The sequence below is a fragment of the Taibaiella lutea genome (assembly GCF_008629695.1).
In the GTDB taxonomy this organism is placed as follows: domain Bacteria; phylum Bacteroidota; class Bacteroidia; order Chitinophagales; family Chitinophagaceae; genus Taibaiella; species Taibaiella lutea.
Map to the genome: position 1 here is coordinate 544,628 of NZ_VWSH01000002.1, position 26,135 is coordinate 570,762.

Sequence of the window (26,135 nt, forward strand, 5' to 3'; positions counted from 1 at the left end):
CAGAGAGATAAAATTTTTATTTATGGAGGAATTGAATCAATTATTAAAAGGCAACATTGTTAATATCGGAAAATTGGTAATAACCGGATGGGATATTATCATGATTGTACTGATAATTATAGGAACGAAACTAATGTTGTTTTTTATCAGGCGATGGATATCAAGATACAATATACGTCGAAACAGAAATGTATGGGATGGAAATACAAATGCTATTTTTCAACTGATTAAATATTTTATTTGGGTATTGACCATTGTCGTCGTACTTGATGTCGTAAATATAAATTTATCATTTTTATTGGCCGGTTCGGCTGCATTGCTTGTTGGTATTGGTTTTGGCCTGCAGCAAATATTTCAGGACATCATTTCGGGTATCTTTATTTTGATTGAACGAAAAGTGAAAATCGGTGATGTGATGGAAGTTGACCAGTTCATTGGTCGCATCACTGAAATAGGCATCAGGACTTCAACTATTGTTACACGCGATGGTACCAGTATTATTGTTCCCAATCATAAATTTATAAACGATAACGTACTGAATTGGAGCCATGCGGATGCATTAATGCGGTTTAAAATAAGTATTGGAGTAGCTTATGGCAGCGATGTGGGGCTGGTTGCTGCATTGCTGCAAGAGGCTGCTATTGAACATACTGATATTTTTGAAGATAAAGACCATCCCAATATTGTAAGATTGGTTGAATTTGCAGACAGTTCATTAAAGTTTGATTTGCTTTTTTGGACTACTCAGAAATTCAATGTGGAAAATCTGAAAAGCGAATTGCGTTTCGCAGTATTGAAGAAATTGAATGAGAACAATATAGAAATTCCGTTCCCACAAAGAGATTTAAATTTGAAAACCGGTTTTCAATCTGAAATGGTTAAATAGATAACATACAAGCTGCAAGACCAAAATATTTGTTTTGTCTTTTGCAGACGCCGTGTAAATATATTTTATAAAAGGGTTTATCCGGAATAAAGTAGTTTTGCGCAAATCGTTATTGTTGTAATGATTTTTTCAAATCTGGCTGATTGCATGGCGGCAAAAATCACTCACTTCATCTTTTACGGCAATTACTTTGTGGGCTTATTAGCCGTCGCTTTGAGCATTGAAGCTACATTACAATTAAAGTTACCATTCAACACAGCGCCTTATTTTATATTATTGTTTACCGTTCCTACGGTGTATTATACTTATGCTTACGCAAAAGCAAGCATAGGACAGCCTTTGAGTAATTTAAGAGCACAGTGGTATATCAGGCATAAACATTTCATCAACGCAAGCCAATTAACTTTATCAGCTCTCAGTCTGGCAACTATTGCCTATTATATTTTTAAATATTACCGTAATATTGAATCACTCTCTGTTTTCTACTGGATTGTGATGTTAATTATTATATCTTCCGGAATCCTTTACTATGGCCTGATTCCAAAGTCTGTTTTCAAATACAATTTGCGCAATACCGGTTGGGTAAAAGCTTTTGTCATTGGCTTTACCTGGGCTTGCTGTGCCAATATTGTGCCATTAATTTTTCTGAGAATAGAAAATGGCCTGGGTTATTTCAATCCATATATATGGACATGGTTATTTGTAAAAAACTGGATGTTCTGTACAGTCAATGCTATTATGTTCGATATCAAGGATTATCCTACAGATGCCAACCTGCATTTAAGAACATTTGTAGTAAGATTCGGGTTAAGAAGAACTATTTACTATATTCTTATACCACTTTCTACCATTGGTCTTATATCATTTTGTGCGTTCGGTTATTTTCATCATTTTACCGCGTTGCAGATGGCTATTAACATATTGCCGTTTCTGCTGACAATATATTTTGCTCATACATTACATAAAAGGAAAGGTCTGTTGTTCTATCTTATGGCGATAGACGGCATTATTATGTTTAAAGCGCTTTGCGGCATTATTGCAGTTCAATTCTCGCATTAAAATATGAAGAAGTCATTAACCAATAACTTCGATATTGTTGCGCCTGTTTATGACAGGCTAAGCAGGTTGGTTTTTGGCCGGGCTCAGATGAATGCACAAATACATCCATTGAAAAACATACCTCCTGATAGCCATGTATTGATTGTCGGCGGAGGTACAGGTTGGATTTTAGAATCTATTTCAAGGCAATATAATAGCGGTTTGAAAATAACCTATGTCGAAATTTCAGGAAAGATGATTAAGCTTGCAAAAACCGCAGATACGGGAGATAATCTTGTTGAATTCGTACATGCAGCGATAGAAGGCTATCAAACCGAGTTAAAATTTGATGCTATTCTTACTCCTTTTTTATTCTGTAATTTTCTGCAAGGAACAACTGCACTGGTTTTCAATAAGCTTCATTCATTCTTAAAACCAAAAGGTCTTTGGCTTATAGCAGATTTTACTGTAAACGAAGGCAAAGGCAAATGGTGGAAATCGCTTTTGACTAAAAGCATGTACCTGTTCTTTAAATTATTCGGAATAGTTGAAGGTAATGCTCTGACCAATATGCAACCTGTTTTCTTTGCGCATCAATATGTGCTGAAAGAAGAAACATTTTACTATCGGGGTTTCATTCAAAGTGCGGTATATATAAAACCCTGATGCTATTTCTTTCCTTCCCTGATTCTCTTATATAGCTTAATAGCCATCATTAAGACAATTACAAATAGTATCAATCCCACCAATCCCCATACCCAGCTTACGGCATTTTTTACAACAGCCAGCATTACTATTACCACCAGAAAAATAGTTGCGACTTCATTCCAGATGCGAAGTTGTTTGGAACTGAACGCAAAGATGCCTTTTTGTTGTTGCGTGAAAATTTTGTGCAGCGTAAAGAAATAGATATAAAGCAAAATAACAAAAACCAGTTTGACCTGAAGCCAGGTTGAATCATGGAATAGCTCCCAGTAAGGGCTGTTATACCATAACAATGGCCCGAAGATTAAAGTAAGTATTGCAGAAGGAAAAGTAATGCCATACCACAATCTTTTACTCATCAGGTTATACTGTTTCCCTAAAATTTCGCGTGCAGGTTCATCCTGTTCATTTGCTTCAGTAGCATAAATAAAAAGCCTGACGATATAAAACATACCGCTGAACCACGTAACAATAAAAATGATGTGAAGGGCTTTTAAGTAGAGCATTTTTTGAATTGTTTTATTGCTGAATTGTTATAGCCATTTGACCATAAAATCATTAACCATTTTTAATCCATCAATTCATTCGCCCATTTCACCACCGTATCTACCCAATCTGCATTATCATTCAGGCAAGGGATATAAATTAAATCTTCTCCGCCATGTTCTACAAAATCTTCTTTTCCCTGCATTTTTATTTCTTCCAAGGTCTCAAGACAATCGTTAATAAATGCGGGGCAAACAACCAGTAATTTCTTTACACCTTCATTGGGTAAATCGTTTAAACGTACTTGTGTATAAGGCTTTATCCATTCATTACCTGCCTGTTTCAACCTTGACTGAAAAGCCGTTTCATATTTTCCTTCAGGTATATTCAGCAGCTTTACAACTTTATCTGTTGTTTCCAGGCATTGTTTCTGGTAATTATAAGCGGGCATTTTAAAACCTTCTTTCCCTGTTGCATTCTGTATTTTAATATCATCTTTAACCATATGCCTTTCAGGCAGGCCATGATAACTGAACAGAATTTTATCATAATCCTGCGCTAAAAAAGGCCTGATGCTGTTGGCTAATGCATTCAGGTAATCTTCCCTGTTATAAAACGGATTTACGAACTTCAATGTAAAAGGATACTTATATTTCTTATGAATTTCCTGTGCATAAACCACAGCTGTTTCATAGCTCGACATAGTATAATGCGGATACAGAGGTAATACAACCACTTCTTTAATATCCGGCTGTTCCTTTAATAAATCGTCGAAAGCTTTTTTGGGCGAAGGATTACCGTATCGCATCGCAACTTTTACAGGGAACGCAACTTTTGCTCTTACCGCATCTGCAAGCTTATTGGTAAGTACTACTAAAGGCGAACCATCTTTTGTCCAAACCTTTCTGTAAGCAGTTGCTGTAGCTTCCGACCGGAATGGTGTAATAATGCCGCGTACCAAAACATATCTGAAAACCGGATTAAAATCCAAAACCCTGTTATCCATCAGAAATTCGTTCAGATAACGTTGGACCGCTTTTTTTTCAGGAGCATCAGGCGAGCCAAGGTTCATTAATAATAATGCTTTGTCAGATGTATTGGTCATTTTTTAATATTGTATTTTGGCTGCAAAGGTAAGTGGAAGCATCGTTTTACTGCTATAAATGTATAGATTTTTAAATTACAATCTTATGACAAAAGAGGCATGGATGTTCCACAATTGCGAGGTACTTTTGCAGCAACTACTAAGGCAGCATGTATATAGAAGAAAAGAAATTACTTTCGGATTTTTGGGTGATAGGAATAAGTTATCATAAGTCCGACACCGCTTTGCGAGGTAATTACGCTATTGACGAAAATCAATATTCTGCTATACTCAAAACTGCCCCGGCTCAAGGCGTACACGAGCTTTTTGTTCTTTCTACCTGCAATCGTACCGAAATTTATGGCTTTGCAAAATGTCCCAATGATTTGATAAAATTATTGTGTCAGCACACTGTGGGGTCGCACGAAGATTTTTTCCGGAATGCCTATATCAAAAACGGGAACGATGCTATTCATCATATTTACAATGTATCTGCCGGTTTAGATTCTCAGATATTAGGCGATTATGAAATTGTAGGTCAGATGAAGCAGGCCATTCAGGTAGCAAAAGAACATGGGCGTGTCAGCTGGTTCATGGACAGGCTTTTTAAATCTTCCTTGCAATCTTCCCGCGAAATCAGAAGCAAGACCGAATTAAGTACCGGCTCTGTTTCTGTGGCTTTTGCGGCAGTGAAATTTATAAAGAATAATTTAGGCCAAAATAACCATGCTAAAATTTTGGTGATTGGTGCGGGCTCTATCGGCCGTACTACTTGTCTGAATTTATTGCAGGAATACGCGCCATTACAAATCTATATTACCAATCGTACACAAGAAACTGCGGAGCAACTGGCTAATAATTTAGGCTTGCAGACATTGGATTATAATAATGTAAAAGAAAGTCTTGTCCAGTTTGAAGTTATTGTAGTGGCAACCAATGCAAGAAATTACATTCTTGGTAAAGATGATTTTGCATCTGATGCACAAACTATTTTGGTAGATTTGGCAGTGCCTCAGAATATTGATCCTGCAGTACTATTGAATAAAAATATTGCTTTGGCCAATGTAGATGATTTGTCAAAAATAAATGATGAAACATTACGTAACAGAACTGCCGAAATACCAAAAGTGAATGCAATCATTGGATTCCATTTTCATGATTTTATTGAATGGTATTCCATGCGTCAGAATGTGCCTATTATTAAGGCTGTAAAAGAAAAATTACATGAGCTGAATGTTTTATTGTTTGATACAGACAAAAGCAAAGATAAATGTGATGTCCAGAAAGCCCTGAACACAATGGCCATGGAGCTAAAGAAAGAAGGGGAATTCAAGCCCGGTTGCCGGTATATCGAAACAATGCATAAATATATTTCCGAATCAGTTTCTTGAAACTGATTTTTGTTTTTAATAAATGAAACCAACAAAACCAATCAGAATCGGTACGCGCGACAGTCGTCTGGCGCTTTGGCAGGCGCAGCAAGTACAACAAATTCTTTCCCGTCATAATATACCAAGCGAACTTGTTCCCGTAAAAAGCGATGGTGATTTAGATTTAGTTACGCCTTTGTACGCAATGGGCGTAGAAGGCGTGTTCACCAAAACACTGGACGCTCATTTGTTGAGTAATCGCATTGATATTGCCGTACATTCTATGAAAGATGTACCCGTTCAATTGCCGCAAGGTGTCATACAATCGGCCGTTTTGGAACGTGGACCCACCGGAGATGTACTGGTTGCCAAAAATGATGATTATTTGAACTGGAAAGAACATGAATTGAATGAACGTATCATTGCAACAGGCTCCGTTCGCAGAAAAGCTCAATGGTGGCATCGTTTCCCAAATCATAGGTTAGAAAATATCCGGGGCAATCTTCAGACCCGCATGAAAAAACTGGAAGCTGAAACCTGGCAAGGCGCTATCTTTGCTGCCGCCGGTCTGCACAGGATGGAGATGATGCAGGAACATACTTTCGAACTGGATTGGATGTTGCCGGCTCCCGCACAAGGTGCTATTATGGTAGTTTGCAGGGAAGAGGATGTAATGTCAAAAGAATGCTGCAAAGTTTTAAACCATGAACAAACGGCAGCCTGTGTTCAGGCCGAACGTGATTTTCTTGCTGCATTGATGGGCGGATGTGCTACTCCGATCAGTGCTTTGGCGACAATCAGGAATGGTGTTATGTCTTTTGAGGGAAATATTCTTTCCCCTGACGGAAAACAGAAGTTTGAAGTGAAAATGCAGTTTAGTGAAAAAGATTTTGAAGAAGCGGGAAGAAAAGCAGCAGCCGATATTTTAGAGCAGGGCGCAGAAGCAGTTTTGGCTTTAATAAGAAAGAACAAATTGAAATAGGATAATCCTTCAGGTTCCTGATAACGCTAAAGTACAAAACCAAAGAATTAATAAATTAAAATCATCGATTCATTCATAAATATACTAAGTACGCGTGTAATGCAGGCCAGTAGCCGTATTATAGCTTCTTCGTATGGTATCGAAATGGATGAACAACCTTTTATCCGCGTCGATTCTTTATATGCACCTGAATTAGAGCAAAAAATCATTAATGTAGGATTAGGCAAGAGAACGGTAATTTTCACCAGTAAAAATGGTGTCGCTTCTGTGGTTCAGATGCTTAGAGGCAAGCAGCCTGAATGGGATATTTATTGTCTGGAGGGCGCTACAAGACAAGCTGTTCAGCATTATTTTGTAAAGGCTACCATTAAACAGGATGCAAAAAGCGCCGGAGATTTGGTACGGACAATCGATACAAATGAAATCAGCAAATCCGTCATTTTCTTTTGCGGAAATAAAAGAATGGATACTGTTCCCGAATTAATGAAAGGTATGGGTATTGATCTGGAAGAGGTTATTGTGTATCAGACCTTATACACACCCTCCATCATAATGAAAAAGTATGATGGCATCTTATTCTTCAGTAAAAGCGCAGTGGAAAGTTTTGCAGCAGCAAACAGGATTCCGACTAAAACAGCATTGTTTGCCATTGGCGATACAACTGCAAAAGCGCTGAAAGATTATGTAGGCAATACTTTGCCGATTATCCAAAGCCCAAGCCCAAGTGAAAAAACTTTAATTGAAACAATAATAGATTTTTATAAACGATGAAAAATGATTTGCTGTTAAAAGCCCTGAAAGGCGAAGCCGTTAGCCGCCCTCCGGTTTGGATGATGCGTCAGGCCGGCCGTTATTTGCCTGAATATATTAAGATTCGTGAAAAGTATGGTTTCTTTGAAAGATGCCAGACACCCGAATTGGCCTGTGAGATTACTTTACAGCCGGTTGATATTATTGGTGTGGATGCAGCAATTTTATTTTCAGATATATTGGTTGTACCGCAGGCAATGGGCATGGAAGTACAATTGGTGGAAAGTGTTGGCCCCTTATTGCCCAATCCCATAAAGATTGCAGCGGATTTGCAACGTATCTGTGTGCCTGATGTAAATGACAGATTGCACTATGTTGCTGATGCAATCAGATTAATTAAACAGGAATTAAACGATCGTGTTCCTTTGATTGGATTTGCAGGGGCTCCCTGGACTTTGCTTTGCTATATGGTGCAAGGCAAGGGCAGTAAAACTTTCGATGCTGCAAAAGCATTTTGTTATACACAGCCTGAAGTTGCGCATCAGTTATTGCAAATGATAACAGATACTACTATTGCTTACCTCAAAATGCAGATCAATGCAGGTGCCGATACCGTTCAGCTGTTTGACAGTTGGGGCGGCTTGCTCAGCCCGCATGACTTTGAAGAATATTCTCTGAAATATATGCGTCAGATTGTTGCGGCTGTAAAAGATGAAGCACCCGTAATTGTTTTTGCAAAAGGCGCATGGCATTCTTTAGAAGAGATGGCTGCAACAGGTGCTGCCGGTTTGGGTATTGATTGGTGTATAAAGCCGCAGGTAGCACGTGCTATGGCAGGAGACAACATTGCATTACAAGGTAATTTTGATCCAGCAAAGTTATTGGCTCCGATACCTCAGATTGAAAAAGAAGTTAAGGAAATGCTGGATGGCTTTAAAGGTAACAGCCGCTATATCGCCAACCTTGGACATGGCATCTTGCCAAATGTTCCGGTTGACCATGCAAGAGCATTTGTAGAAACAGTAAAGAATTGTGAATGGTAAATTTCAAAGATAAATGGATAAATTTTATTCATTCTCTACAAGACGAAATATGTGCAGGACTCGAGTCTGTGGATGGCAAAGCACTGTTTGTTGAAGATAAATGGGAGCGCGCAGAAGGCGGTGGCGGAAAGACAAGAGTTATTTCTAACGGTGGTGTTTTTGAAAAAGGCGGTGTAAATACTTCTGTTGTTTTTGGTACTGTTTCTGAACAGATGAAAAAGCAATTAGGCATGGATGGCCATGAATGGTTTGCATGCGGTCTGAGTTTAGTATTGCATCCTTCAAATCCTTTTGTGCCAACGGTTCATGCTAACTGGCGCTATTTTGAATTATACAATGATAAAGGTGAAGTCATTGACCAATGGTTTGGCGGTGGCTCTGATTTGACACCTTATTATTTATTTGATGAAGATGCCCGACATTTTCATCAAACCTTGAAAGATGCTATTACTCTTTTTGATGAAACATTATACGCTTTGTACAAAAAGCAGTGCGATGGATATTTTGTAAACTATCATCGTGGAAATGAAACGAGAGGTATTGGCGGTGTATTCTATGATCATCTGAAACCTTCTGTTGATAAGGATCTGGAATGGCTATTTAAATTCCAACAGGCAAATGGCAATGCATTTTTAAAAGCTTATTTGCCTATTGTAGAAAAAAGAAAAGACACAGCATATAGCGAAGCAAATAAATATTGGCAGGAGATTAGAAGAGGCAGATACGTAGAGTTCAATTTGCTGCATGACAGAGGTACTATTTTTGGTTTAAAAACTAATGGCAGGACGGAAAGCATATTAATGAGTTTGCCACCTACCGTTCGTTTCGATTATAATTTTGAACCCGCCGAAAATAGTGAAGAGGCAAGGCTATCGGATGTTTGCAGAAAGCCAATTGATTGGATCTGATATTTTAATTGTACATAATTACATGATATTCTTTGTCATTCAGAATGACAAAACAAATAGAAAACATTTATTGTAATTCGAGAACACAATAATACAAATTTGGAATATGATACTTCAAAAAAGAAACAGGATACTCCGTAGTAGCGCGGCTTTAAGAAGTCTCGTTGCTGAAACGACTTTAACGCCTAATGATTTCATAGCACCTTTATTTATTGATGAAGGCGATAATATAGCGCATGAAATTCCTTCTATGTCAGGATATTATCGCTATTCTTTGGATTTAACCATTAAAGAAGTAAAAGAGTTATGGGCATTAGGAATAAAAAGCGTTTTGCTTTTTATTAAATGTAAAGATGAGCTGAAAGACAATACAGGAAAGGAAAGCTGGAATAAAGATGGTTTAATGCAACGCAGCATTAAAGCTATAAAAGAAGCAGTTCCGGGAATGATTGTAATGACAGATGTTGCATTGGATCCTTATTCCGAATATGGTCATGACGGTATTGTGAAAGATGGTAAAATTGTGAATGACGAAACAGTGGAAGCTTTGATGCGTATGAGTTTAAGCCATGCAGAAGCAGGTGCCGATTTTGTGGCGCCAAGTGATATGATGGATGGCAGAATCGGTGCTATCCGAAATATACTGGAAGAGAATAGTTTCAGGGAAGTAGGTATTATGAGTTATAGTGCCAAATACGCTTCGTGTTTTTATGGTCCCTTCAGAGATGCGTTGGACAGCGCTCCCGGTTTTGGTGATAAAAAGACTTATCAGATGAACTACGCCAATCGCTTGGAAGCCATAAAAGAAACCGGGCAAGATATTGAAGAAGGCGCGGATATCGTAATGGTGAAGCCTGCTATGGCTTATCTGGATATTATCAGAGAGATTCGTAATCAATTCAACGTGCCTGTAAGCGCCTATCATGTAAGCGGTGAATATGCCATGATTAAAGCAGCAGCAAAAATGGGATGGATTGATGAAAATAAAGCTATCATCGAAAGTCTTACTTCTATTAAAAGAGCCGGCGCTGATCTGATTGCAACTTATTTTGCAAAAGATGCGGCGAAATTATTGAATGCATAAAAGCGTTGCCAATTTTTCAAAAGTTGCCAACGCTACGTCATATTTAAAATAACATTTCCAAAATGTATCAAAGTAGCAAATCCCTTTTTGAACGTGCCCAACAATCTATTCCGGGTGGTGTAAACTCTCCGGTGCGTGCGTTTAAAAGTGTAGGTGGAACGCCTGTATTTATTAAGAGTGCCAAAGGTGCTTATATGGTTGATGAAGATGGCAATCAATATATAGATTACATCAACTCTTGGGGGCCGATGGTTTTAGGACATGCCTATGAGCCTGTAGTAAAAGCTATTCAGGCGAAAGTTGCATTAGGCACTTCTTTTGGTGCACCAACAGAATTGGAAATAGAAATTGCTGAATTAATCAAATCAATGGTGCCAAATGTTGACTTGATTCGGATGGTGAACAGTGGTACAGAAGCCTGTATGAGTGCAGTACGCTTAGCTCGTGGTTATACAGGACGTAATAAGATCATTAAGTTTGAAGGTTGTTATCATGGACATGCCGATTGCTTTTTAGTGAAGGCAGGGAGCGGCGTTGCTACTTTCGGTATTCAGCATGTGCCGGGTGTTACAGCTGCTGTCGCAAATGATACGCTTACCTGCGCTTATAACGACTTAAATGCTGTTAAAGCATTGTTTGCAAATAATAAAGAAGAAATTGCTGCTATTATAATAGAACCTGTTGCCGGTAATATGGGCTGCATTCCGCCTGCAGAAGGCTTTCTGGAAGGCCTGAGAAGTCTTTGTACTGAAATGGGCTCCTTGTTAATCTTTGACGAAGTAATGACGGGGTTCAGATTGGCAAAGGGTGGGGCACAGGAACGCTTGAAGATTGATGCCGATTTGGTTTGTTATGGAAAAGTAATAGGAGCCGGTATGCCTGTTGGTGCATTTGGTGGCCGCAAGGAAATAATGGAACATATTGCTCCGCTTGGGAATGTTTATCAGGCCGGAACCCTTAGCGGTAACCCTTTGGCAATGATTGCAGGTTACACCTTATTGCATGAGTTGAAAACGAATACTGACAGGTTTTCTTCAATAGAAAAGAAAGCGGATTATTTAAAGGACGGATTAATAAAAGTATTAGATGCTTCAGGATTTCCTTATCGCATCAATCATTTGGGAAGTATGCTGAGCATACATTTCAGCGAAAATGATATTACTGACTTTGAAGCGGCTGCGTCGGCCAACAATGCAAGATTCAATCAATTTTTTCATGCTATGCTGAAACGTGGTATTTACCTGCCGCCATCTGCATTTGAAACATGGTTTATCAGTGACGCGTTAAGCTATGAAGATTTGGATAAAACTATTGAAGCGGCAAAGGAAGCATTAGCAGAAATTGAATAAATAATAGCTTGCCGGATTTGAGTTAAAAGAGTTGCCAACGTTTTAAAAGCTGGCAACTCTTTTAGAATTGTTTATTTCCGAAGGATTAATCAAGATGATATATCTCCATAATATCTTTCAGGATTTTTTCGAAATCAATTTTCAAGTCAATCAACTTTCCTGTTTTTATATCAAAAACCCAGCCATGTACTTTTAAGCCTCTCTTTTTATAAGCCTCCTGAACAGCTGCGGTTTTAATAAGGTTAACACATTGTTCCTGCACGTTTAATTCCACTAAACGATCATACCTGGCAGCTTCATCCAATGCATTCATTTCATCTTTGTGTAAACGATAGACATCTCTGATGTTTCTCAACCAGGGGTTTAACAAGCCTAAATCTGCAGATTGCATAGCAGCTTTCACGCCGCCACAATTATAATGCCCGCAAACTACAACGTGATTCACTTCCAGATGTCTCACGGCATAATTGATAACCGACATTACATTCAGGTCAATATTGTTTACAAGATTAGCAATATTACGATGCACGAAAGCCTCTCCCGGCTGTATTCCCATAATATCTTCTGCTGTAACTCTGCTATCGGAACAGCCAATGTATAAGAATTCAGGGTTCTGTCCGCTTGCTAATTTTTCAAAATATTGCGGATCAATCTTTAACTTTTCTTCAATCCATGCCTGATTATTTTGGAAAACATCTTGAATATTCATCAGAAATTTTGTTTTATAATTTTCTCAAATTTTACACCTCGAAGATAAAGTACATAAGTGATTTAATGGCATACGCGGAAATTTAATTATTTCAATTCCTGTTTAAATGAAAATGCAATTGCTACCTTTATGCCAGACAGCCAACTATAAATGCTTTGCTGTGTTATTCTTCCGTAAGTAAATGAGAAGATAAACCAAATAATTAAAGAAATATGGCACATAAGAATAAAAAGAAAAAACAATCGGTTCCTAAAAAGCAAAGAGCTAAATCGCCGCTTTCAGGTAAAGATGCTGTTGGTATTTTAGATGTATCGAAAGGCGGACTTGGCTTTGTAAAAGTAGAAGGCTGGGAACAGGATTTGTTAGTGCGGCCTGAAAATATGGGTACTGCTTTTCATGGCGATAAAGTGAAAGTCATTGTAGAAAACGTTAATACCAAAGGAAGGCCGGAAGGAAGCATTAAAGAAGTTATTGAACGCAGGCAGATAGAATTTACAGGTAAATTAGAAGTGACTGAAAAATTTGCATTCCTTATTCCTGACAAGGAAAATATGCGTGTAGATATTTTTGTTCCTCCTCACAAATTAAAGGGAGGAAAAACCGGTGATCATGCTATTGTAAAAATTGTAGAATGGCCCATCAAATCCAAAAATCCTGTCGGTGAAGTGGTAGAATTATTGACCAATCAACGTGTCAATGAAATTGCAATGAAAAGCATTCTTGTAGAAGCCGGCTTTCCGTTGCATTTTTCAGATGATGCTATGGAGGAAGCGGCACGTATTCCTGATATATTGGATAGTGAAGAAATCAAGAAAAGGAAAGATTGCAGAGATGTATTCACCATTACTATTGACCCGGCTGATGCAAAGGATTTTGATGATGCCATTTCTATCCGTCCCTTAAAAAGCGGCTATTATGAAGTTGGCGTACACATTGCCGATGTAAGTTATTATGTGCAACCCGACACTGAATTGGATAAAGAAGCTTATGAACGTGCAACCTCTGTTTATTTGCCGGACAGGGTTTTGCCTATGTTGCCCGAGCATATATCAAATGTGCTTTGTTCTTTACGCCCCAACGAAGATAAATTTACGTTTTCCGCTATTTTTCAAATGAATGAAGCAGGTGATGTAAAACAATACTGGATAGGCAGGACAGTTATTCATTCCAACAGAAGATACGCTTATGAAGAAGCACAACAAATTATAGAAACAGGTAAAGGCGATTATGCCAAAGAGATATTATTGCTTCATAAAATTTCACAAAACCTCAGAGCAGAACGTTTTAAAAAAGGAGCCATAAATTTTTCTTCACAAGAAGTAAGATTCAAATTAGATGCCGAAGGTATTCCTGTCGGTATTGAAATAAAAGAAAGTAAAGAGGCCAATCAATTAATAGAAGAATTGATGTTGCTGGCAAATAAAACAGTTGCAGGATTTGTGCAAAAGAAAAAAGTGAATAAAGTTGATATTCCTTTCCCGTATCGTGTGCACGATGCACCAAATGAAGATAAGTTAGCAGTATTTGCTGCATTTGCATCTCGGTTCGGTTATAAATTTAATCTGAACGATCCTGATAAAATTGCGGAATCATTTAATCAGATGCTGGCGGCAGTACAAGGAAAACCTGAACAACATGTGTTGGAACAATTAGGCATCCGCACAATGGCCAAAGCTATTTATACCACTGATAATATTGGCCACTATGGCCTGGGATTTGAAAGTTATTGCCATTTTACTTCGCCTATCCGCCGCTATCCTGATGTGATGGTACATAGAATAGTGCAGCAATGTATTGATGACAAAGTGAAGATTGATAAGAAAATGGAAGCTAAATGCCGCCATTGCAGCGATCAGGAACGCAAAGCAATGGAAGCAGAACGCGGTGCCAATAAATACAAACAAGTTGAATACATGCAAAAATTTGTGGGCGATGTATTCGATGCTGTTATCAGTGGGGTTTCTTCTTTTGGGTTCTGGGCCGAAACGGTGGAACATAAATGCGAAGGCCTGGTTGGCTTAGCCGAATTATCTCTTGCCTTAAAAGATGAATTTACTTTCCTCGAGAATGATTATGCTTTGGTTGGAATGCATACAGGTAAGCGATTCCGGATAGGGGATAAAGTGAAAATTCAGGTTTTGGCTGCCAATCTTGAAAAACGCCAGATAGACTTTGGTTATGCTGCAGAAGATGGTAAAACACAGGAAAAGCCTGCGTCAAAAGTCCCCAAAAAGCCTAAGTCAGAAGGAGGAAAAGGTCCTAAAAGGAAAAAGGAATAAAAATTGAGGCATTTACTAAGGGTTTTTCCACAATCTCTTGTCTTTAAGAAAAGAAGCAGAAAAATGCTTTTTAAAAATTAAGAGAAAAGAAAAATTATTATTACATTTACCTCCGTTCAGCAAAACATTAATTCGAAAAATGAAAAAAGTAATATTTGCTTTGGCTATATGCGCCTCGATAGTTTCCTGTCAGAAAGAAGAAGACACCAAACCTATTGACGTTTCCAAAACCGTTTATTTAATGGATAAAAGTTGGGTTGTGAAAGCGTGGAGTATCAGGCCTGATGTGAGTGATACTTTATCAGCTCCGGATTCCACTTATTTTAACTCAATAAACGGATGCGAAAAAGATAACTATTTAGTTTTCAATTCATCATCAAGAGCTTCTATTCATGAAGGCAGTTCAAAATGCGATCAACAAGCGCCTGACAGTGTAATGTATGGTTATACCTTAAGTAATAATGATAGTCATATCCTTATATTCACTAATCCGGACGAAGTTGATCATGGCACTTATATTGATGGAGAGATAAAATACGCTTCAATCGATACATTCTCGATTAAATACAGATTGCCAAAACCAGGCGATTCCTCAATAACTCAGGAATTTATCAAAACTTACGTAAAACATTAATAAAATAATTTAATTTAAAGATAGCCAGGTTAATGTCTGGCTATTTTTTTGTGCCGGCTAAATAAGAGTTATTCAATGCTTACACCAATTAAATAACTTTAGGCCAAGGTAATTTTAGGTGCACTTTTTTCACGAGGCAAAATATCTTACCAGCTATTTGCTGTTGTTATTTTTTACCATCAACATTAAAATGGTTTTTCAATTACTATCAATCTGATTCAGTCAAAACAAAAGGCGAATCAATACTACATTGATTCGCCTTTTATAATTTAAATGAAGCTCGTTTTATTCTTCATCATTGTAAAATAACTGTTCTGTGTTGTTTTTAGCTAATTTCTTTTTGTATGAAATTTTGGTAATTACTACAAACAGAACCGGCACAATAAAGATGGCCAGACTGGTAGCAGCAAGCATACCTCCTAAAACAGTTACACCAATTGTATTTCTTGCAACGGAACTGGCTCCGGAGGCAACCGCCAACGGTAAAACGCCCAGCACAAATGCAATCGACGTCATTAAAATTGGTCGGAAACGAAGTTTGACCGCATCTAAAGTCGCTGAAATAATAGGTTCTCCATGATCAACCCGCTCTTTTGCGAATTCAACAATCAAAATTGCATTTTTTGCAGAAAGACCGATTAATGTAATCAAACCGATTTGCGCATATATATTATTGGACAATGTCGGAATAAGCGTCAGGGCAAGAATTGCACCAAATACACCGACAGGAACTGCAAACAGGACAGAGAATGGAATAGACCAGCTTTCGTATAATGCAGCAAGGAACAAGAATACAAAAGCAATTGACAAAGCAAATATGTAAGTAGATGTATTGCCCGATTTTATTTCCTGGGCGCTTAAGCCGGAAAATTCATATCCATAACCATTCGGTAAAGTTTTGGCAGCCACACGTTGCAAAGCCTCAATGGCTTGTCCGCTACTGTATCCTGCTTTCGGGTTACCATCAACTTCCGCACTCCGGTAAATGTTGAAATGCGAAATCAATGGTGCAGATTCTGTCGGTTCATAAGTCACGATAGTACTTAACGGTACCATCTCTCCCGATGAATTTTTTACATAATAATTACCTATGCTATTGATATCTTTTCTGTAAGAAGTATCCGCCTGTGCAACCACATAGAAATTTCTTCCGAAAACCGTTAACTGATTGATGTAAGAACTACCCATATACATTTGCATGGTACTGTAAACGTCCGAAAGGTTAATGCCCAGTTTCTTACATTTTTCCCTGTCTACATTTACTTTATAACCTGGCGTATGCGCAGAGAAGAACGTAAATGCACCACCGATTTCAGGTTGTTTATTTAATTCACCCACAAAATTGTTGACTACCTTTTCAAACGTTTTTATATCATCATTGGATTCCTGTTGCTCTATCTGGAAGCTAAATCCGCCTGTACTACCCAAACCAGGAATGGCCGGTGGCGGTATTACTACAATTTTAGCTTCTTTAATGACGGCAAGCCGTTTATTAAGCTCGGCAATAATACCCATTAGCTGCTCGCTTTTCTTTTTACGTTCATCCCAGGGTTTTAATTGCATGAAAATAGTACCGCTATTGGATTTGGTAGCAAAGCTCACTACGTTCAAACCGCCTAGAGCCGCAAAGTGAGCTACACCCGGCACATCTTTAACAATACTCATTACACTATCCAAAACATTGATGCTTCGTACAGTTGATGCAGCTTCCGGAATCTCGTACGTAATGTAAATACGTCCGTCATCTTCAGTCGGAATAAAGCCGGTAGGTTTGCTTTTAAACAAGAATACGTCAGCGATAACCACGCATATCAATAATACAATAACCAATGGCGCACGTTTTATCCATCCTTTCACGCCCAGGGTATAATTCAAACTGAATTTTCTGAACATCTTATTAAAGCGGTCAAAGAATTTATCCAATCCTTTCGGGTTCGTTTTGACTGTATGTTCACGTAACATAAGCGAACATAAAGCCGGTGTAAGTGATAATGCAATAAATGCTGAAATCAAAACGGAGATTGCAATCGTAATTGCAAACTGTTGATACAGTTTACCCACAATTCCCGGAATAAATCCTACAGGCACAAACACCGCTGCAAGAATTAAAGCAATGGCAATTACGGGCCCTGTTATATCTTTCAAAGCCTTTTCCGTGGCTTCTTTTGGGGAAATATGTTCTGTATCTATATAATGTTGTACCGCTTCTACAACCACAATAGCATCATCTACCACAATACCGATGGCTAATACAAAACCAAACATGGTAAGTGTATTAATAGTAAATCCAAGTGGAATGAAGAAAATAAAAGTACCCACAATAGCCACCGGAATCGCCAATACCGGAATAAGTGTGGAACGCCAGTTTTGAAGGAATAGATAAACAACTAAAGTTACAAGCAAAAGCGCTATGATTAAGGTCTCAACCACATCGGCAATAGAAACTTTCACAACAGTCACGGATTCGAAAGGAACATTATAATCGATATCGGCAGGAAATGTTTTCTTCATTTGATCCATAGCCTTGTAAACACCGTCTGCAGTAGTCAATGCATTACTTCCCGGCGCCTGATATACCAATAAATAGGATGCCCTTTTGCCATCTACAAACGAATTGCTCGCATAACTTACTTTACCTAATTGAATACGCGCCACATCCTTAAGATGTACAACAGAGCCTTCATTGGGATTGGAGCGGATAATGATATTGCCAAAATCTTCCTCAGTTGTCAAACGGCTGTTTGTAAATACAGTATATTCAAAAGTAGATGAAGATGCCTGAGGAGGTGTTCCTGTGGAACCCGCTGCAGCTTGCAGGTTTTGTTCATTGATTGCATTCTGAACATCTGAAGCCGTAATGCCTAATTGTGCCAGTTTATCAGTTTTCAACCATACACGCATACTGAAGTTATCGGCCCTGCTAATAATGTCACCTACACCCGGTACGCGCAAAAGTTTATCTCTTACATAAATATTGGAATAGTTATCCGTAAATGGAACGCCATGAGTTCCTTTGGGAGAATATATAGCCACAAGCATCAGAATGCTCGGATTTTTCTTTAAAGTTGTAACACCTAATTTCTGAACCTGAGCAGGAAGGGTAGGTGTGGCAATGCCTACACGGTTTTGAATATCCAATGCAACGATATTTGGATCAGCTTCAATATTCAGGGTTGCTGTTATGGAAGACTGGCCATTATTAGCACTGTTACTTTGCAGATAAGCAATGCCGGGTACACCGTTTACCTGCGATTCGATAGGTGTAGTAGTTGTTTGTTCTACCGTTTGCGCATCTGCTCCTGTGAAGTTTCCGGTAATCTGAACTGTTGGCGGAGTGATGTTAGGGTATTGGCTTATGGGCATATTCATAATTGCCAAAGTACCTACCATCAATATTACTATTGAAATAACAATTGCTGTTATTGGCCTTTTTAAAAATATATTGGAACGCATCTATCGCTATTTTGAAAATGAACTGGCAATAAAAATTGTAAAATAAAATCAGGGTGAAAGACCTGTTGTTACTTACTTTGCTGGCGCAGCAGGCGCAGGGCCTATCTGAACAAACGAACTGTCTTTTAATTTCTGAACGCCATCCGTAACAACTGTTTCTCCCTTTTCAAGACCTGACAGCACAACAATATTTTCATCTGCTTTATTGCCTAAAACTACTTTGCGTTCTGAAACCTGTTTACCATTAAATACCACAAAAACAAAGTTTTCTCCAAGTTGCTGCACGATGGCTTTATTCGGAATCAGCAGGCTCTTATCTGTGTTATTATGTTTCACTAATACATTGCAGGTAATACCGGCTTTTAAATTTTTTTGTCCGTTAGGGAATACCAACCGGGCTTTTAAGGTACCTGTGTTAGGATCCACGGAACGGTCTAACAAAGCAAGATGTCCGGATGAAGGATATACAGAACCATCAGGCATTTTCAAAGTAAAAATAGAATCCTGTTCTACTTCCTTGTCTTTGCCTAAATAGCTTATGAAACGCGCGATCTTTGTCTGGTCGATGGCAATATCTACCGCCATCGGATCATCCGAAGACACTGTATTCAATAAAGATTGCTGATAAACTGAAGTGCCTACCTTTACCTGCGAGATACCTATTGTACCGTCAAAGGGCGCATAAATAGATGCGTATTTGAGGTTAGTTTGAAGGCTGTTAACCGTTGCCTGTGCTGCTTTTACCTGCATTTTGGAACTTTCCAGATCGGCAAGGGCATGGTCTAATATTTGTTTTGCAATCGCATCTTTTTTATCCAGTGCTGTATATCTGTCTGCGTCTTTCTGTGCTTTGTTCAGATTGGCCTGAGCCACAGCCACATTGGCCTGCGCCTGATTTACATTGCTTTGATAGGCTTGTTGGTCAATTGTATATAATAACTGGCCCTTCTTTACCTGTTGCCCATCCTGAAAATGAATAGCAGTTATATAACCTGCTACTTGCGGACGGATTTCAACCTGATTTAATGCAGTTACGGTACCCGGAAAATCTTCCAGATATACGGCATCGCCTTCCGTAACTTCTGCAACAGATACAGATGTTGGTGGTGGTGCTTTAGGTGCTTCTTTGCCACCGCAAGATGCAAGTGCTGCAATAGATGTAAGAGATAGCGCTATGTTTGATAAACGTTTCATAAGCTAAAAGCTATTCAGTTTTTTTGATTGTCTTAATTAATAGTTACAGTACCTAAGGCTTTTTCCAGATCAAATTTACTTGCCAGTAATTGATATAATGCGTTAGTGAAATTCAATTCAGCAGTTCGTAAATCTGTCTGTGCGGTAATGACATCCAGATAAGTTTTTATACCTGATTTATATTGTAATTCTATAGTATTAAATACATCCTGAGCCAGTTCCACATTGGTTTTCTGATTATAATATTCAATCAGGTTACTTTTATAATTTGCAAGCGCCTGTGCTATTTCCGTACTGACTTCAAGCTTCAATTGGTCAATATCATAATTAACCCTGTCGCTTTGAAGTTTTGCCTGCTTCATATTCTGCACTCTTCTGAACCCCTGAAACAAAGGCACGCCTATACTGATGCCAACAAAGGAGTTAGGGTAGTTGTTTTGATACACTTCATTGAATGTATTGTTGAAATAATTTAAATTATAATTGGCATAACCCTGAACTGTAGGAATAAATTGCCATTTATAATAATCATAGTTCAGTTCCTGCAACCTTTTTTGTGTAAGCAATTGCTTGTATTCAATACGGTTCTCCAAAGCGAGGTTAGCGGAAGTATCAGCAAGTGCAAGTGTTTCCATGTCAGACTTCTCTATTTTTAATAATAGTGTAACACTGTCTGCATAACCCATTTCCATTTTTAAATAACTATATTTCGCTTTAAGTAATTCATCTGAAGACTTACGTTGCGCCGTAGCATTATTTAATGAAATGGTTGCTCTTTTGTAATCCACTTTATCAACAATACCTGCTTCATATTGATTGTATGCATCTTGCAGGCTTTGATTAAGTCTGACAATGTTTTCATCCAGAACATTTATCTGTTCAGTGGTAAGCAATACATCATAATAAGCTTTAGCCACGTTTACAGTAATATCAATTTTGTTGGCCACCGTATTTTGCTGTGCCTGTTTTCTTACTTCACCGGCACTACGGCTTGCAAGGAATGCGCTGCTGTTAAAAATGTTTTGGGTTAACCCGAATTGGCCATAGGAAATATTATGTGCCCCTGTCTGAATAACATTTCCGTTATTGAACCCTGACTGTAATTGAAAAGTATGCTGCAGGTTATAATTGAATCCTATTTGAGGATACCATGCAGAAAGCTGACTTTTTATGCCGTGTTCGGTTATTTCCTGATCAAGCAGTGATTGTTTTAATAAAGGACTATTGCTGTAGGCATATTGGATGCATTGGTCCAGGTCAAAGCTATCCGTATTGGTTTGTTGTGCAAAGCCTCTTACAGACGACAACAATAGTAACAATGAAAGTAATTTTCGCATGGAATTCATTACCATTTATATTTAAAAAGATAGACCCCAAAGAATCCGGCTATCGGGAAGGCAGGCAAAGGTAAAAATATTCTTAACTAATTAAACGTTTGTTTAAAGTTGTAATGCTAAGATTTTATTATTTTACCCTGAAAGACGTTTGTAAATAGGATGTTATTGAACTGTAACCCTGTTATTTGCTGATTTTCAGTAAATTGAAAATCTGTTTATTGTTTAAAGTAAAAGTTTAATTCCTTCGCAATAGATAGATTCAATGGAGTGATTTAATAATTGTGAGCACTAAAAAGGATACACGTTCAACGATTGTTTCTTTAATAAATACGTTCCATTTACAAATGTCAATTATTCTTCTTCAAAGAAATCCTGAAGTGCCTGCATATAAACTTCATTCCAACCTTCTACCATATCATCATAGGCTTCATCCGGAATATTTGTATGTTTTAATTCAAGTGAAGTGCCTTCTTTATGCGGATGTAATTTAAGTGTAACAATAGATGGCGCTTCTGGCTCATCGCCAAAATACCATTCCTGTACTATTTTTTTGCCTTCTTCAAATTCAATATTACGGCCTTCTATGCTGCCGTCAAAAATGGAAAACTCCGAATCCGGCTCTGTACTCATTGTTGCGGGATCTCCGCTCCAAAGCTGTATAGTAAAAGGATTCGTCAATGCAATATAGAGTTCCTCAGGAGCTGAGGATATGATGTAGTATTTTTTATAGTCTTTCATTTTTTTATTGTTGAGTCAGTAACTTAAAACGGATAATCCTTTTAACAGAAGCTTCCAATTGTTTACTCATAGCATCTTTTTTGCTTAATGCATCAGCTATCATTTTGTTCAGCAATACTGCATTTTTGGGCATTAAAACCAGGTCCACTCCGGCTTCTACGGATTTCCAGTCTGCATTACTGACTTTTGCTGCTGCAACCATGTTTAAAGCATCTGTAGTAATAATACCTTCAAAATGCAATTCCTTCCTTAAAAGATCGGTTACAATTACTCTGGATAAAGTGGATGGAAGGCCATTCGTATTGTATTTTTCATTGTTTTTTACCACAATATGTCCCACCATAACTGCAATGGGCGGTTCATCAGCCAGTATCAATGCCTTGAAATTCGGAAGTTCGGTTAATGCACCATCAATGTAAACCGATTGTTTATGGGAATCGCCGCTGACAGCTCCGTGGCCGGGAAAGTGCTTTAATGTAGCGCCCAATCCCGCTTGCTGCGTAGTTTCCACAAACTGACCTGAAAAAGTTATGATGTCTTTATTGTTATTTCCGAACGAACGCTTATTGATAACAGATTTGTTTAAAGCAATATCAACCACGGGTGCAAAGTTCAATTGAATGCCAACCTCTTCGATAACCTTATTGATTTTATTTGTATTTTCTATTACTACCTGTGTAGTTTTTTGCTCTGATGCCGGAGCAATGTCCGTTATATCCGTGAATTTACCGGGTAACAGGGTAGGCTCGCAATCGCAAGCCAGCAGCGGTTGTAGTTTATGCTGCTGTAGCCTGGTAGTATTGAACTGATTAGCTTCTTTTCTGAAATCTGTGCTACTTCCCTTAAGAAAAACAACATTTGCAGCAATATCCTTGCTTACCATATTCAGCGCCGAATTGAACGGATAACCTAAATTGACAGCCGTACTGCTTGCAGTCATAATCATTTGGGAAGCACGTTCCTGCAGGCTCATGGCATTATAAACCGAATCTACCATTTTGTTAAGCTTAGCATCAGGATGATAAAAGGCTTTACTTAATGTAGATGGATGATGCTTCCCTTTTGTTGATTCTTGTGAAAAAACAGTTGCAAAAGAAAGCAGCAAAAAGATAAAGGACAATGTTATTCTTGGCATAAGTTTTACTTATTGATAAGCGAAAATAAGCTTTGTTTATGAATACTTAAGGCATACTAAGTTTACCAATGGCATACAAAAAACCGCTTCCTGAAAAGAAAGCGGTGCTTTTTTTAACCACTATATAAAAGCCTCTTTAAAATTACCTCTATTGTTTTACAAACTTAAAGGATAAATTAGACGACAATCCTGAAACCTGAAGTATATATTGCCCTGCTGCGATACCGGCTACATTTAAATCATATTGTCCGCTAAAATAAGAAGCAACCGTCTTATTCATGATTTCTTTGCCATTCAAATCCATAACCTGAATTTTTATATCATTTTTCAACTCAGTTATTTTTAAAGACAAAATACGTGTTACCGGATTTTGAATAATACTGATTTGATTACCATCTTTTGTGTTCTCAATTGAAACTACATTTGAATACTGAAATTTACCATTTACGTTTACTGATTTCAATCTATAGTAATTCAATCCGGCCAACCAGTTTTTGTCTATATAGAAATAGGAAGTACTTTTATTTTTACTTTCTGCGCTTGCCTTCATTTCCCTGATGGATTCATATTTTTTACCATCCCCACTTCTTTCTATTACAAAATAACTTAGTTCTCCGGATGCAGCCATAGCCCAATCCAGTCTTGCTCCGGAATCAATTGCACCTGCGTGAAATGAAGTAATGTTTAAAGGCAATGGTGTGCTTACTATAAAAGTTCCTGCCATCATTGGAGCATGAATCGTACAATCGTATTCGTAAGTGCCGACTTCAGTCGGAACATAAGAATAGGTATCTCCGGATGTGGCAAGTGGTTGATCCCAGGATGCCGCTCCGGCAGGAATATTAATACTTGTCGTGGTATGGTGGCCTACATCCCAAACCCATGTAATAGTATCACCCAATGGGAAAGATAAACTTGCGGGAACAAAACTCATGCCATCGCTACCACCTACTAACACGATATGGTTTGTTTCGGAAACAGCACTGGTGACCGTGAAGGTTCCGGACATCATAGGAGCATGGTAAGTACAATTGTACTCATAAGTGCCTACAATAGTTGGTACATAGGAATAAGAATCTCCGGAGGTTGTAATTTGCTGATCCCAGGATGCTGCTCCGCCCGGAATATTAATACTTGTTGTAGTATGAAAACCTGCATCCCAAACCCATGTAATGGTATCTCCTAATGGGAAAGATAAGCTTGAAGGCACAAAACTCATGCCGCTGCTACCCCCAACAAGGACTGTATGATTTGTTGCATGAAGCTTGTTGACTGTTGAAAATGTAATCAGCACGAGAAAAACCCATGTGAAATGTTTGTAGTTGTTGTGCATATAGTCAGTTTATGGTTAAGCTTAAAAATACATTCCTTATAGGGTATTAGAAAAGCAAACAATACGAAACGGTAGTGTTGGTATTCCAATATGGAAAATCATGCTTCAAACCTTGAATAACTAATATTCGCCGCTATAACCCTTAGGCTTCACAATGGTGAAAACCCTGGAGATATTGAATCCGAAATGGATATCGCCTTTTGACCATCTTCCCGAAGTTTGTCCGATAACAACTCTTTCATTAATAGCATTTGCATTAGTGAAAAGCAACTGGAAGACATGGCCTCCGGTTTCTATATCAAGGCCGACTGATAAGGCATTATGATAACCTTCTAAGCTGGCACCGGGAATTACATAATAATATTCACCCGTAATAGCCATGCGTTTTGTTACTTTCACACGACCCGCTGCACCAATTGCAAATATGTTATTAGGTTCTGATGATGTAGGAACTACATTATAGTGGATATGTGTCGGCATTAATTGCAGTGAAATATGACTGCTGAATTTTCTCGCTATCAGCAATTGATTCATATAGCTCAATCTGTTGCCGAAAGGATAAGATTCTCCATTAGGCAAATTCATCTGAAGTGTCTGAAGGTAAATGCCGCCCACATAACTAAGGCTTACAGGCATTTTGTTATCTTCTGTCTGACGCACGATTTTAGCTTTGACAAAGCCATTATATTCTTTCTCATAAGTCCCGCGCCCCACACCAATCGTAAGCCAGTCCAATAAGCCGTAATCAAATGAAAGCTTTGTTACGGCATTGTCTAAGCCGAAGAAGTTATTGAAACTTTGATTTAATGTTCCGAACCTATGTGAAACTTGAAAATCAAGCACTCCTTTACCAAGATTTTCGATGCTTTGCCCATTAATGATACGTGTACTTTTAAAAGTTGCAACAGTGTAATTGGGGCCCGACGGCTTTTGATTTTCATTCAGCATATTTAATAAACTGTCTGCATGATCATCTTGCGCATTGGTGTCCGAAATACTAAAGCATCCAAATATTAATAGTAAGAAAGAGAGGCGTAACAATCTATTCATGTTTGTAGTTTGAGTGATGATTGGGGATTATCGTTTGTGTAAAAGGGCATTCATACTGATTTGTACTGTTTTGGCAATTTTGTTTCTTACCAGGGATGGGATGCTTATCTGATAATCTTCAGGTGCTACAGAAAAAGTTGATGTTACTGTAATATCATTCCCTGTAACCTTTATATTAGCGGGTATAGATATATCGCGGGTTACACCGTGCATTGTAAGCTTACCATTGACATGTACCTGATAAGTGCCGTCTTTTGCAAAATCAACCTTGTTGATATCAGTTATTTTACCTCTGAAAGATGCTTTCGGAAATTTATCGCTTTCCATATACTCTTCATTGAAATGCTCCTGCATTAAGGTAATCTTAAACTTGAAACCTTTAATTAAGGTTTCTACAATAACATCTCCTGTAGCGCCATCCAGAATGGTAGCGCTTTCATTATTTACCGGATTGATCGTTTCCAGAGGTGTAGATGCAGTAAAACTTATCTGACCTGTTCTCGTCAGGTATTTTTGTGCAAAGAGCATATTGCCGGATGCCCATAATACCAAGGCTAAAAGAATTATTTTTTTCATTTTTTTGAATTT

At 38.2% G+C, this 26,135-nt stretch carries 23 protein-coding genes; 12 read left to right on the plus strand and 11 right to left on the minus strand.

From position 1 onward, the window contains the following. The first annotated feature begins 22 nt into the window (after positions 1–22). From F0919_RS09440 to F0919_RS09450, 3 genes are all read left to right on the plus strand, one after another. Entirely contained in the window at positions 23–886 is an 864-nt protein-coding gene (locus F0919_RS09440) for a mechanosensitive ion channel family protein (protein ID WP_150032500.1), read from the plus strand. A 120-nt stretch (positions 887–1,006) separates the two neighbouring features. Beyond that, complete coding sequence (locus F0919_RS09445) at positions 1,007–1,945, plus strand: UbiA prenyltransferase family protein (protein ID WP_216629408.1); 939 nt, start codon at positions 1,007–1,009, stop codon at positions 1,943–1,945. 3 nt (positions 1,946–1,948) lie between these two features. Continuing rightward, the gene (locus tag F0919_RS09450; RefSeq protein WP_150032501.1) at positions 1,949–2,590 is read left to right on the plus strand and encodes a class I SAM-dependent methyltransferase; all 642 of its coding nucleotides are present in this window, start codon (positions 1,949–1,951) and stop codon (positions 2,588–2,590) included. Between the two features lie 2 nt (positions 2,591–2,592). Here F0919_RS09450 and F0919_RS09455 read toward each other — a convergent pair whose 3' ends face one another. Both F0919_RS09455 and hemH read right to left on the minus strand, forming a co-directional pair. Then, positions 2,593–3,135, minus strand: coding sequence for a CopD family protein (locus F0919_RS09455; protein ID WP_150032502.1), 543 nt, complete (start codon positions 3,133–3,135; stop codon positions 2,593–2,595). 62 nt (positions 3,136–3,197) lie between these two features. Further along, entirely contained in the window at positions 3,198–4,220 is a 1,023-nt protein-coding gene (gene hemH / locus F0919_RS09460) for a ferrochelatase (protein WP_150032503.1), read from the minus strand. A 149-nt stretch (positions 4,221–4,369) separates the two neighbouring features. On the opposite strand from hemH, the gene hemA reads away from it, so the two are divergent. The 7 genes from hemA to hemL all read left to right on the plus strand — a co-directional run bounded on the left by hemA (position 4,370) and on the right by hemL (position 11,685). Next, the gene (gene hemA / locus F0919_RS09465; RefSeq protein WP_150032504.1) at positions 4,370–5,590 is read left to right on the plus strand and encodes a glutamyl-tRNA reductase; all 1,221 of its coding nucleotides are present in this window, start codon (positions 4,370–4,372) and stop codon (positions 5,588–5,590) included. A 22-nt stretch (positions 5,591–5,612) separates the two neighbouring features. Then, positions 5,613–6,551, plus strand: a complete 939-nt coding sequence (gene hemC, locus F0919_RS09470) for a hydroxymethylbilane synthase (protein WP_150032505.1) — start codon at positions 5,613–5,615, stop codon at positions 6,549–6,551. Between the two features lie 99 nt (positions 6,552–6,650). After that, positions 6,651–7,322: a uroporphyrinogen-III synthase gene (locus F0919_RS09475; RefSeq protein WP_150032506.1), complete on the plus strand. Its 672-nt coding sequence runs from the start codon at positions 6,651–6,653 to the stop codon at positions 7,320–7,322. Then, a complete protein-coding gene (gene hemE / locus F0919_RS09480) occupies positions 7,319–8,344 on the plus strand; it encodes a uroporphyrinogen decarboxylase (protein ID WP_150032507.1) in 1,026 nt (341 codons plus the stop codon). Before F0919_RS09475 ends, hemE begins: the two co-directional genes overlap by 4 nt. Next, the gene (gene hemF, locus F0919_RS09485; RefSeq protein ID WP_150032508.1) at positions 8,338–9,252 is read left to right on the plus strand and encodes an oxygen-dependent coproporphyrinogen oxidase; all 915 of its coding nucleotides are present in this window, start codon (positions 8,338–8,340) and stop codon (positions 9,250–9,252) included. Before hemE ends, hemF begins: the two co-directional genes overlap by 7 nt. Before the next feature lie 106 nt (positions 9,253–9,358). Continuing rightward, a complete protein-coding gene (gene hemB, locus F0919_RS09490) occupies positions 9,359–10,336 on the plus strand; it encodes a porphobilinogen synthase (protein ID WP_150032509.1) in 978 nt (325 codons plus the stop codon). A 62-nt stretch (positions 10,337–10,398) separates the two neighbouring features. Next, positions 10,399–11,685: a glutamate-1-semialdehyde 2,1-aminomutase gene (gene hemL / locus F0919_RS09495; RefSeq protein WP_150032510.1), complete on the plus strand. Its 1,287-nt coding sequence runs from the start codon at positions 10,399–10,401 to the stop codon at positions 11,683–11,685. 85 nt (positions 11,686–11,770) lie between these two features. Here the strand turns inward: hemL and F0919_RS09500 are convergent, their stop codons facing one another. Continuing rightward, a complete protein-coding gene (locus F0919_RS09500; protein ID WP_150032511.1) occupies positions 11,771–12,394 on the minus strand; it encodes a carbonic anhydrase in 624 nt (207 codons plus the stop codon). A gap of 212 nt (positions 12,395–12,606) precedes the next feature. Here F0919_RS09500 and rnr point away from each other — a divergent pair, with 212 nt between their 5' ends. Further along, positions 12,607–14,673 (plus strand): ribonuclease R, encoded by a 2,067-nt coding sequence (gene rnr, locus F0919_RS09505; protein WP_150032512.1) that lies wholly within the window; start codon positions 12,607–12,609, stop codon positions 14,671–14,673. 139 nt (positions 14,674–14,812) lie between these two features. Then, on the plus strand, positions 14,813–15,307 hold the full coding sequence (locus tag F0919_RS09510) for a hypothetical protein (RefSeq protein ID WP_150032513.1): 495 nt from the start codon (positions 14,813–14,815) through the stop codon (positions 15,305–15,307). A gap of 285 nt (positions 15,308–15,592) precedes the next feature. Here F0919_RS09510 and F0919_RS09515 read toward each other — a convergent pair whose 3' ends face one another. The 8 genes from F0919_RS09515 to F0919_RS09550 all read right to left on the minus strand — a co-directional run bounded on the left by F0919_RS09515 (position 15,593) and on the right by F0919_RS09550 (position 26,123). Next, complete coding sequence (locus tag F0919_RS09515) at positions 15,593–18,760, minus strand: efflux RND transporter permease subunit (RefSeq protein ID WP_150032514.1); 3,168 nt, start codon at positions 18,758–18,760, stop codon at positions 15,593–15,595. Positions 18,761–18,832: 72 nt separating this feature from the next. Then, positions 18,833–19,954, minus strand: coding sequence for an efflux RND transporter periplasmic adaptor subunit (locus tag F0919_RS09520; RefSeq protein ID WP_150032515.1), 1,122 nt, complete (start codon positions 19,952–19,954; stop codon positions 18,833–18,835). Between the two features lie 32 nt (positions 19,955–19,986). Continuing rightward, complete coding sequence (locus F0919_RS09525) at positions 19,987–21,291, minus strand: TolC family protein (RefSeq protein ID WP_190277333.1); 1,305 nt, start codon at positions 21,289–21,291, stop codon at positions 19,987–19,989. Between the two features lie 351 nt (positions 21,292–21,642). After that, positions 21,643–22,029, minus strand: a complete 387-nt coding sequence (locus tag F0919_RS09530) for an SRPBCC domain-containing protein (protein ID WP_150032517.1) — start codon at positions 22,027–22,029, stop codon at positions 21,643–21,645. 4 nt (positions 22,030–22,033) lie between these two features. After that, positions 22,034–23,164: a glycoside hydrolase family 3 N-terminal domain-containing protein gene (locus F0919_RS09535; protein ID WP_150032518.1), complete on the minus strand. Its 1,131-nt coding sequence runs from the start codon at positions 23,162–23,164 to the stop codon at positions 22,034–22,036. A gap of 148 nt (positions 23,165–23,312) precedes the next feature. Further along, a complete protein-coding gene (locus tag F0919_RS09540) occupies positions 23,313–24,497 on the minus strand; it encodes a plastocyanin/azurin family copper-binding protein (RefSeq protein WP_150032519.1) in 1,185 nt (394 codons plus the stop codon). 120 nt (positions 24,498–24,617) lie between these two features. Further along, positions 24,618–25,547, minus strand: a complete 930-nt coding sequence (locus F0919_RS09545) for a DUF5777 family beta-barrel protein (RefSeq protein WP_150032520.1) — start codon at positions 25,545–25,547, stop codon at positions 24,618–24,620. A gap of 27 nt (positions 25,548–25,574) precedes the next feature. Next, entirely contained in the window at positions 25,575–26,123 is a 549-nt protein-coding gene (locus tag F0919_RS09550; RefSeq protein ID WP_150032521.1) for a YceI family protein, read from the minus strand. Positions 26,124–26,135 lie beyond the last annotated feature (12 nt).

What these genes read in the sequence shown, in the direction of transcription:
- F0919_RS09440 (WP_150032500.1), top strand. Translation starts at nt 23, where the DNA reads ATGGAGGAATTGAATCAATTATTAAAAGGCAACATTGTTAATATCGGA.
- F0919_RS09445 (WP_216629408.1), top strand. Translation starts at nt 1,007, where the DNA reads ATGATTTTTTCAAATCTGGCTGATTGCATGGCGGCAAAAATCACTCAC.
- F0919_RS09450 (WP_150032501.1), top strand. Translation starts at nt 1,949, where the DNA reads ATGAAGAAGTCATTAACCAATAACTTCGATATTGTTGCGCCTGTTTAT.
- F0919_RS09455 (WP_150032502.1), bottom strand. Translation starts at nt 3,135, where the DNA reads ATGCTCTACTTAAAAGCCCTTCACATCATTTTTATTGTTACGTGGTTC.
- hemH (WP_150032503.1), bottom strand. Translation starts at nt 4,220, where the DNA reads ATGACCAATACATCTGACAAAGCATTATTATTAATGAACCTTGGCTCG.
- hemA (WP_150032504.1), top strand. Translation starts at nt 4,370, where the DNA reads ATGTATATAGAAGAAAAGAAATTACTTTCGGATTTTTGGGTGATAGGA.
- hemC (WP_150032505.1), top strand. Translation starts at nt 5,613, where the DNA reads ATGAAACCAACAAAACCAATCAGAATCGGTACGCGCGACAGTCGTCTG.
- F0919_RS09475 (WP_150032506.1), top strand. Translation starts at nt 6,651, where the DNA reads ATGCAGGCCAGTAGCCGTATTATAGCTTCTTCGTATGGTATCGAAATG.
- hemE (WP_150032507.1), top strand. Translation starts at nt 7,319, where the DNA reads ATGAAAAATGATTTGCTGTTAAAAGCCCTGAAAGGCGAAGCCGTTAGC.
- hemF (WP_150032508.1), top strand. Translation starts at nt 8,338, where the DNA reads ATGGTAAATTTCAAAGATAAATGGATAAATTTTATTCATTCTCTACAA.
- hemB (WP_150032509.1), top strand. Translation starts at nt 9,359, where the DNA reads ATGATACTTCAAAAAAGAAACAGGATACTCCGTAGTAGCGCGGCTTTA.
- hemL (WP_150032510.1), top strand. Translation starts at nt 10,399, where the DNA reads ATGTATCAAAGTAGCAAATCCCTTTTTGAACGTGCCCAACAATCTATT.
- F0919_RS09500 (WP_150032511.1), bottom strand. Translation starts at nt 12,394, where the DNA reads ATGAATATTCAAGATGTTTTCCAAAATAATCAGGCATGGATTGAAGAA.
- rnr (WP_150032512.1), top strand. Translation starts at nt 12,607, where the DNA reads ATGGCACATAAGAATAAAAAGAAAAAACAATCGGTTCCTAAAAAGCAA.
- F0919_RS09510 (WP_150032513.1), top strand. Translation starts at nt 14,813, where the DNA reads ATGAAAAAAGTAATATTTGCTTTGGCTATATGCGCCTCGATAGTTTCC.
- F0919_RS09515 (WP_150032514.1), bottom strand. Translation starts at nt 18,760, where the DNA reads ATGCGTTCCAATATATTTTTAAAAAGGCCAATAACAGCAATTGTTATT.
- F0919_RS09520 (WP_150032515.1), bottom strand. Translation starts at nt 19,954, where the DNA reads ATGAAACGTTTATCAAACATAGCGCTATCTCTTACATCTATTGCAGCA.
- F0919_RS09525 (WP_190277333.1), bottom strand. Translation starts at nt 21,291, where the DNA reads ATGCGAAAATTACTTTCATTGTTACTATTGTTGTCGTCTGTAAGAGGC.
- F0919_RS09530 (WP_150032517.1), bottom strand. Translation starts at nt 22,029, where the DNA reads ATGAAAGACTATAAAAAATACTACATCATATCCTCAGCTCCTGAGGAA.
- F0919_RS09535 (WP_150032518.1), bottom strand. Translation starts at nt 23,164, where the DNA reads ATGCCAAGAATAACATTGTCCTTTATCTTTTTGCTGCTTTCTTTTGCA.
- F0919_RS09540 (WP_150032519.1), bottom strand. Translation starts at nt 24,497, where the DNA reads ATGCACAACAACTACAAACATTTCACATGGGTTTTTCTCGTGCTGATT.
- F0919_RS09545 (WP_150032520.1), bottom strand. Translation starts at nt 25,547, where the DNA reads ATGAATAGATTGTTACGCCTCTCTTTCTTACTATTAATATTTGGATGC.
- F0919_RS09550 (WP_150032521.1), bottom strand. Translation starts at nt 26,123, where the DNA reads ATGAAAAAAATAATTCTTTTAGCCTTGGTATTATGGGCATCCGGCAAT.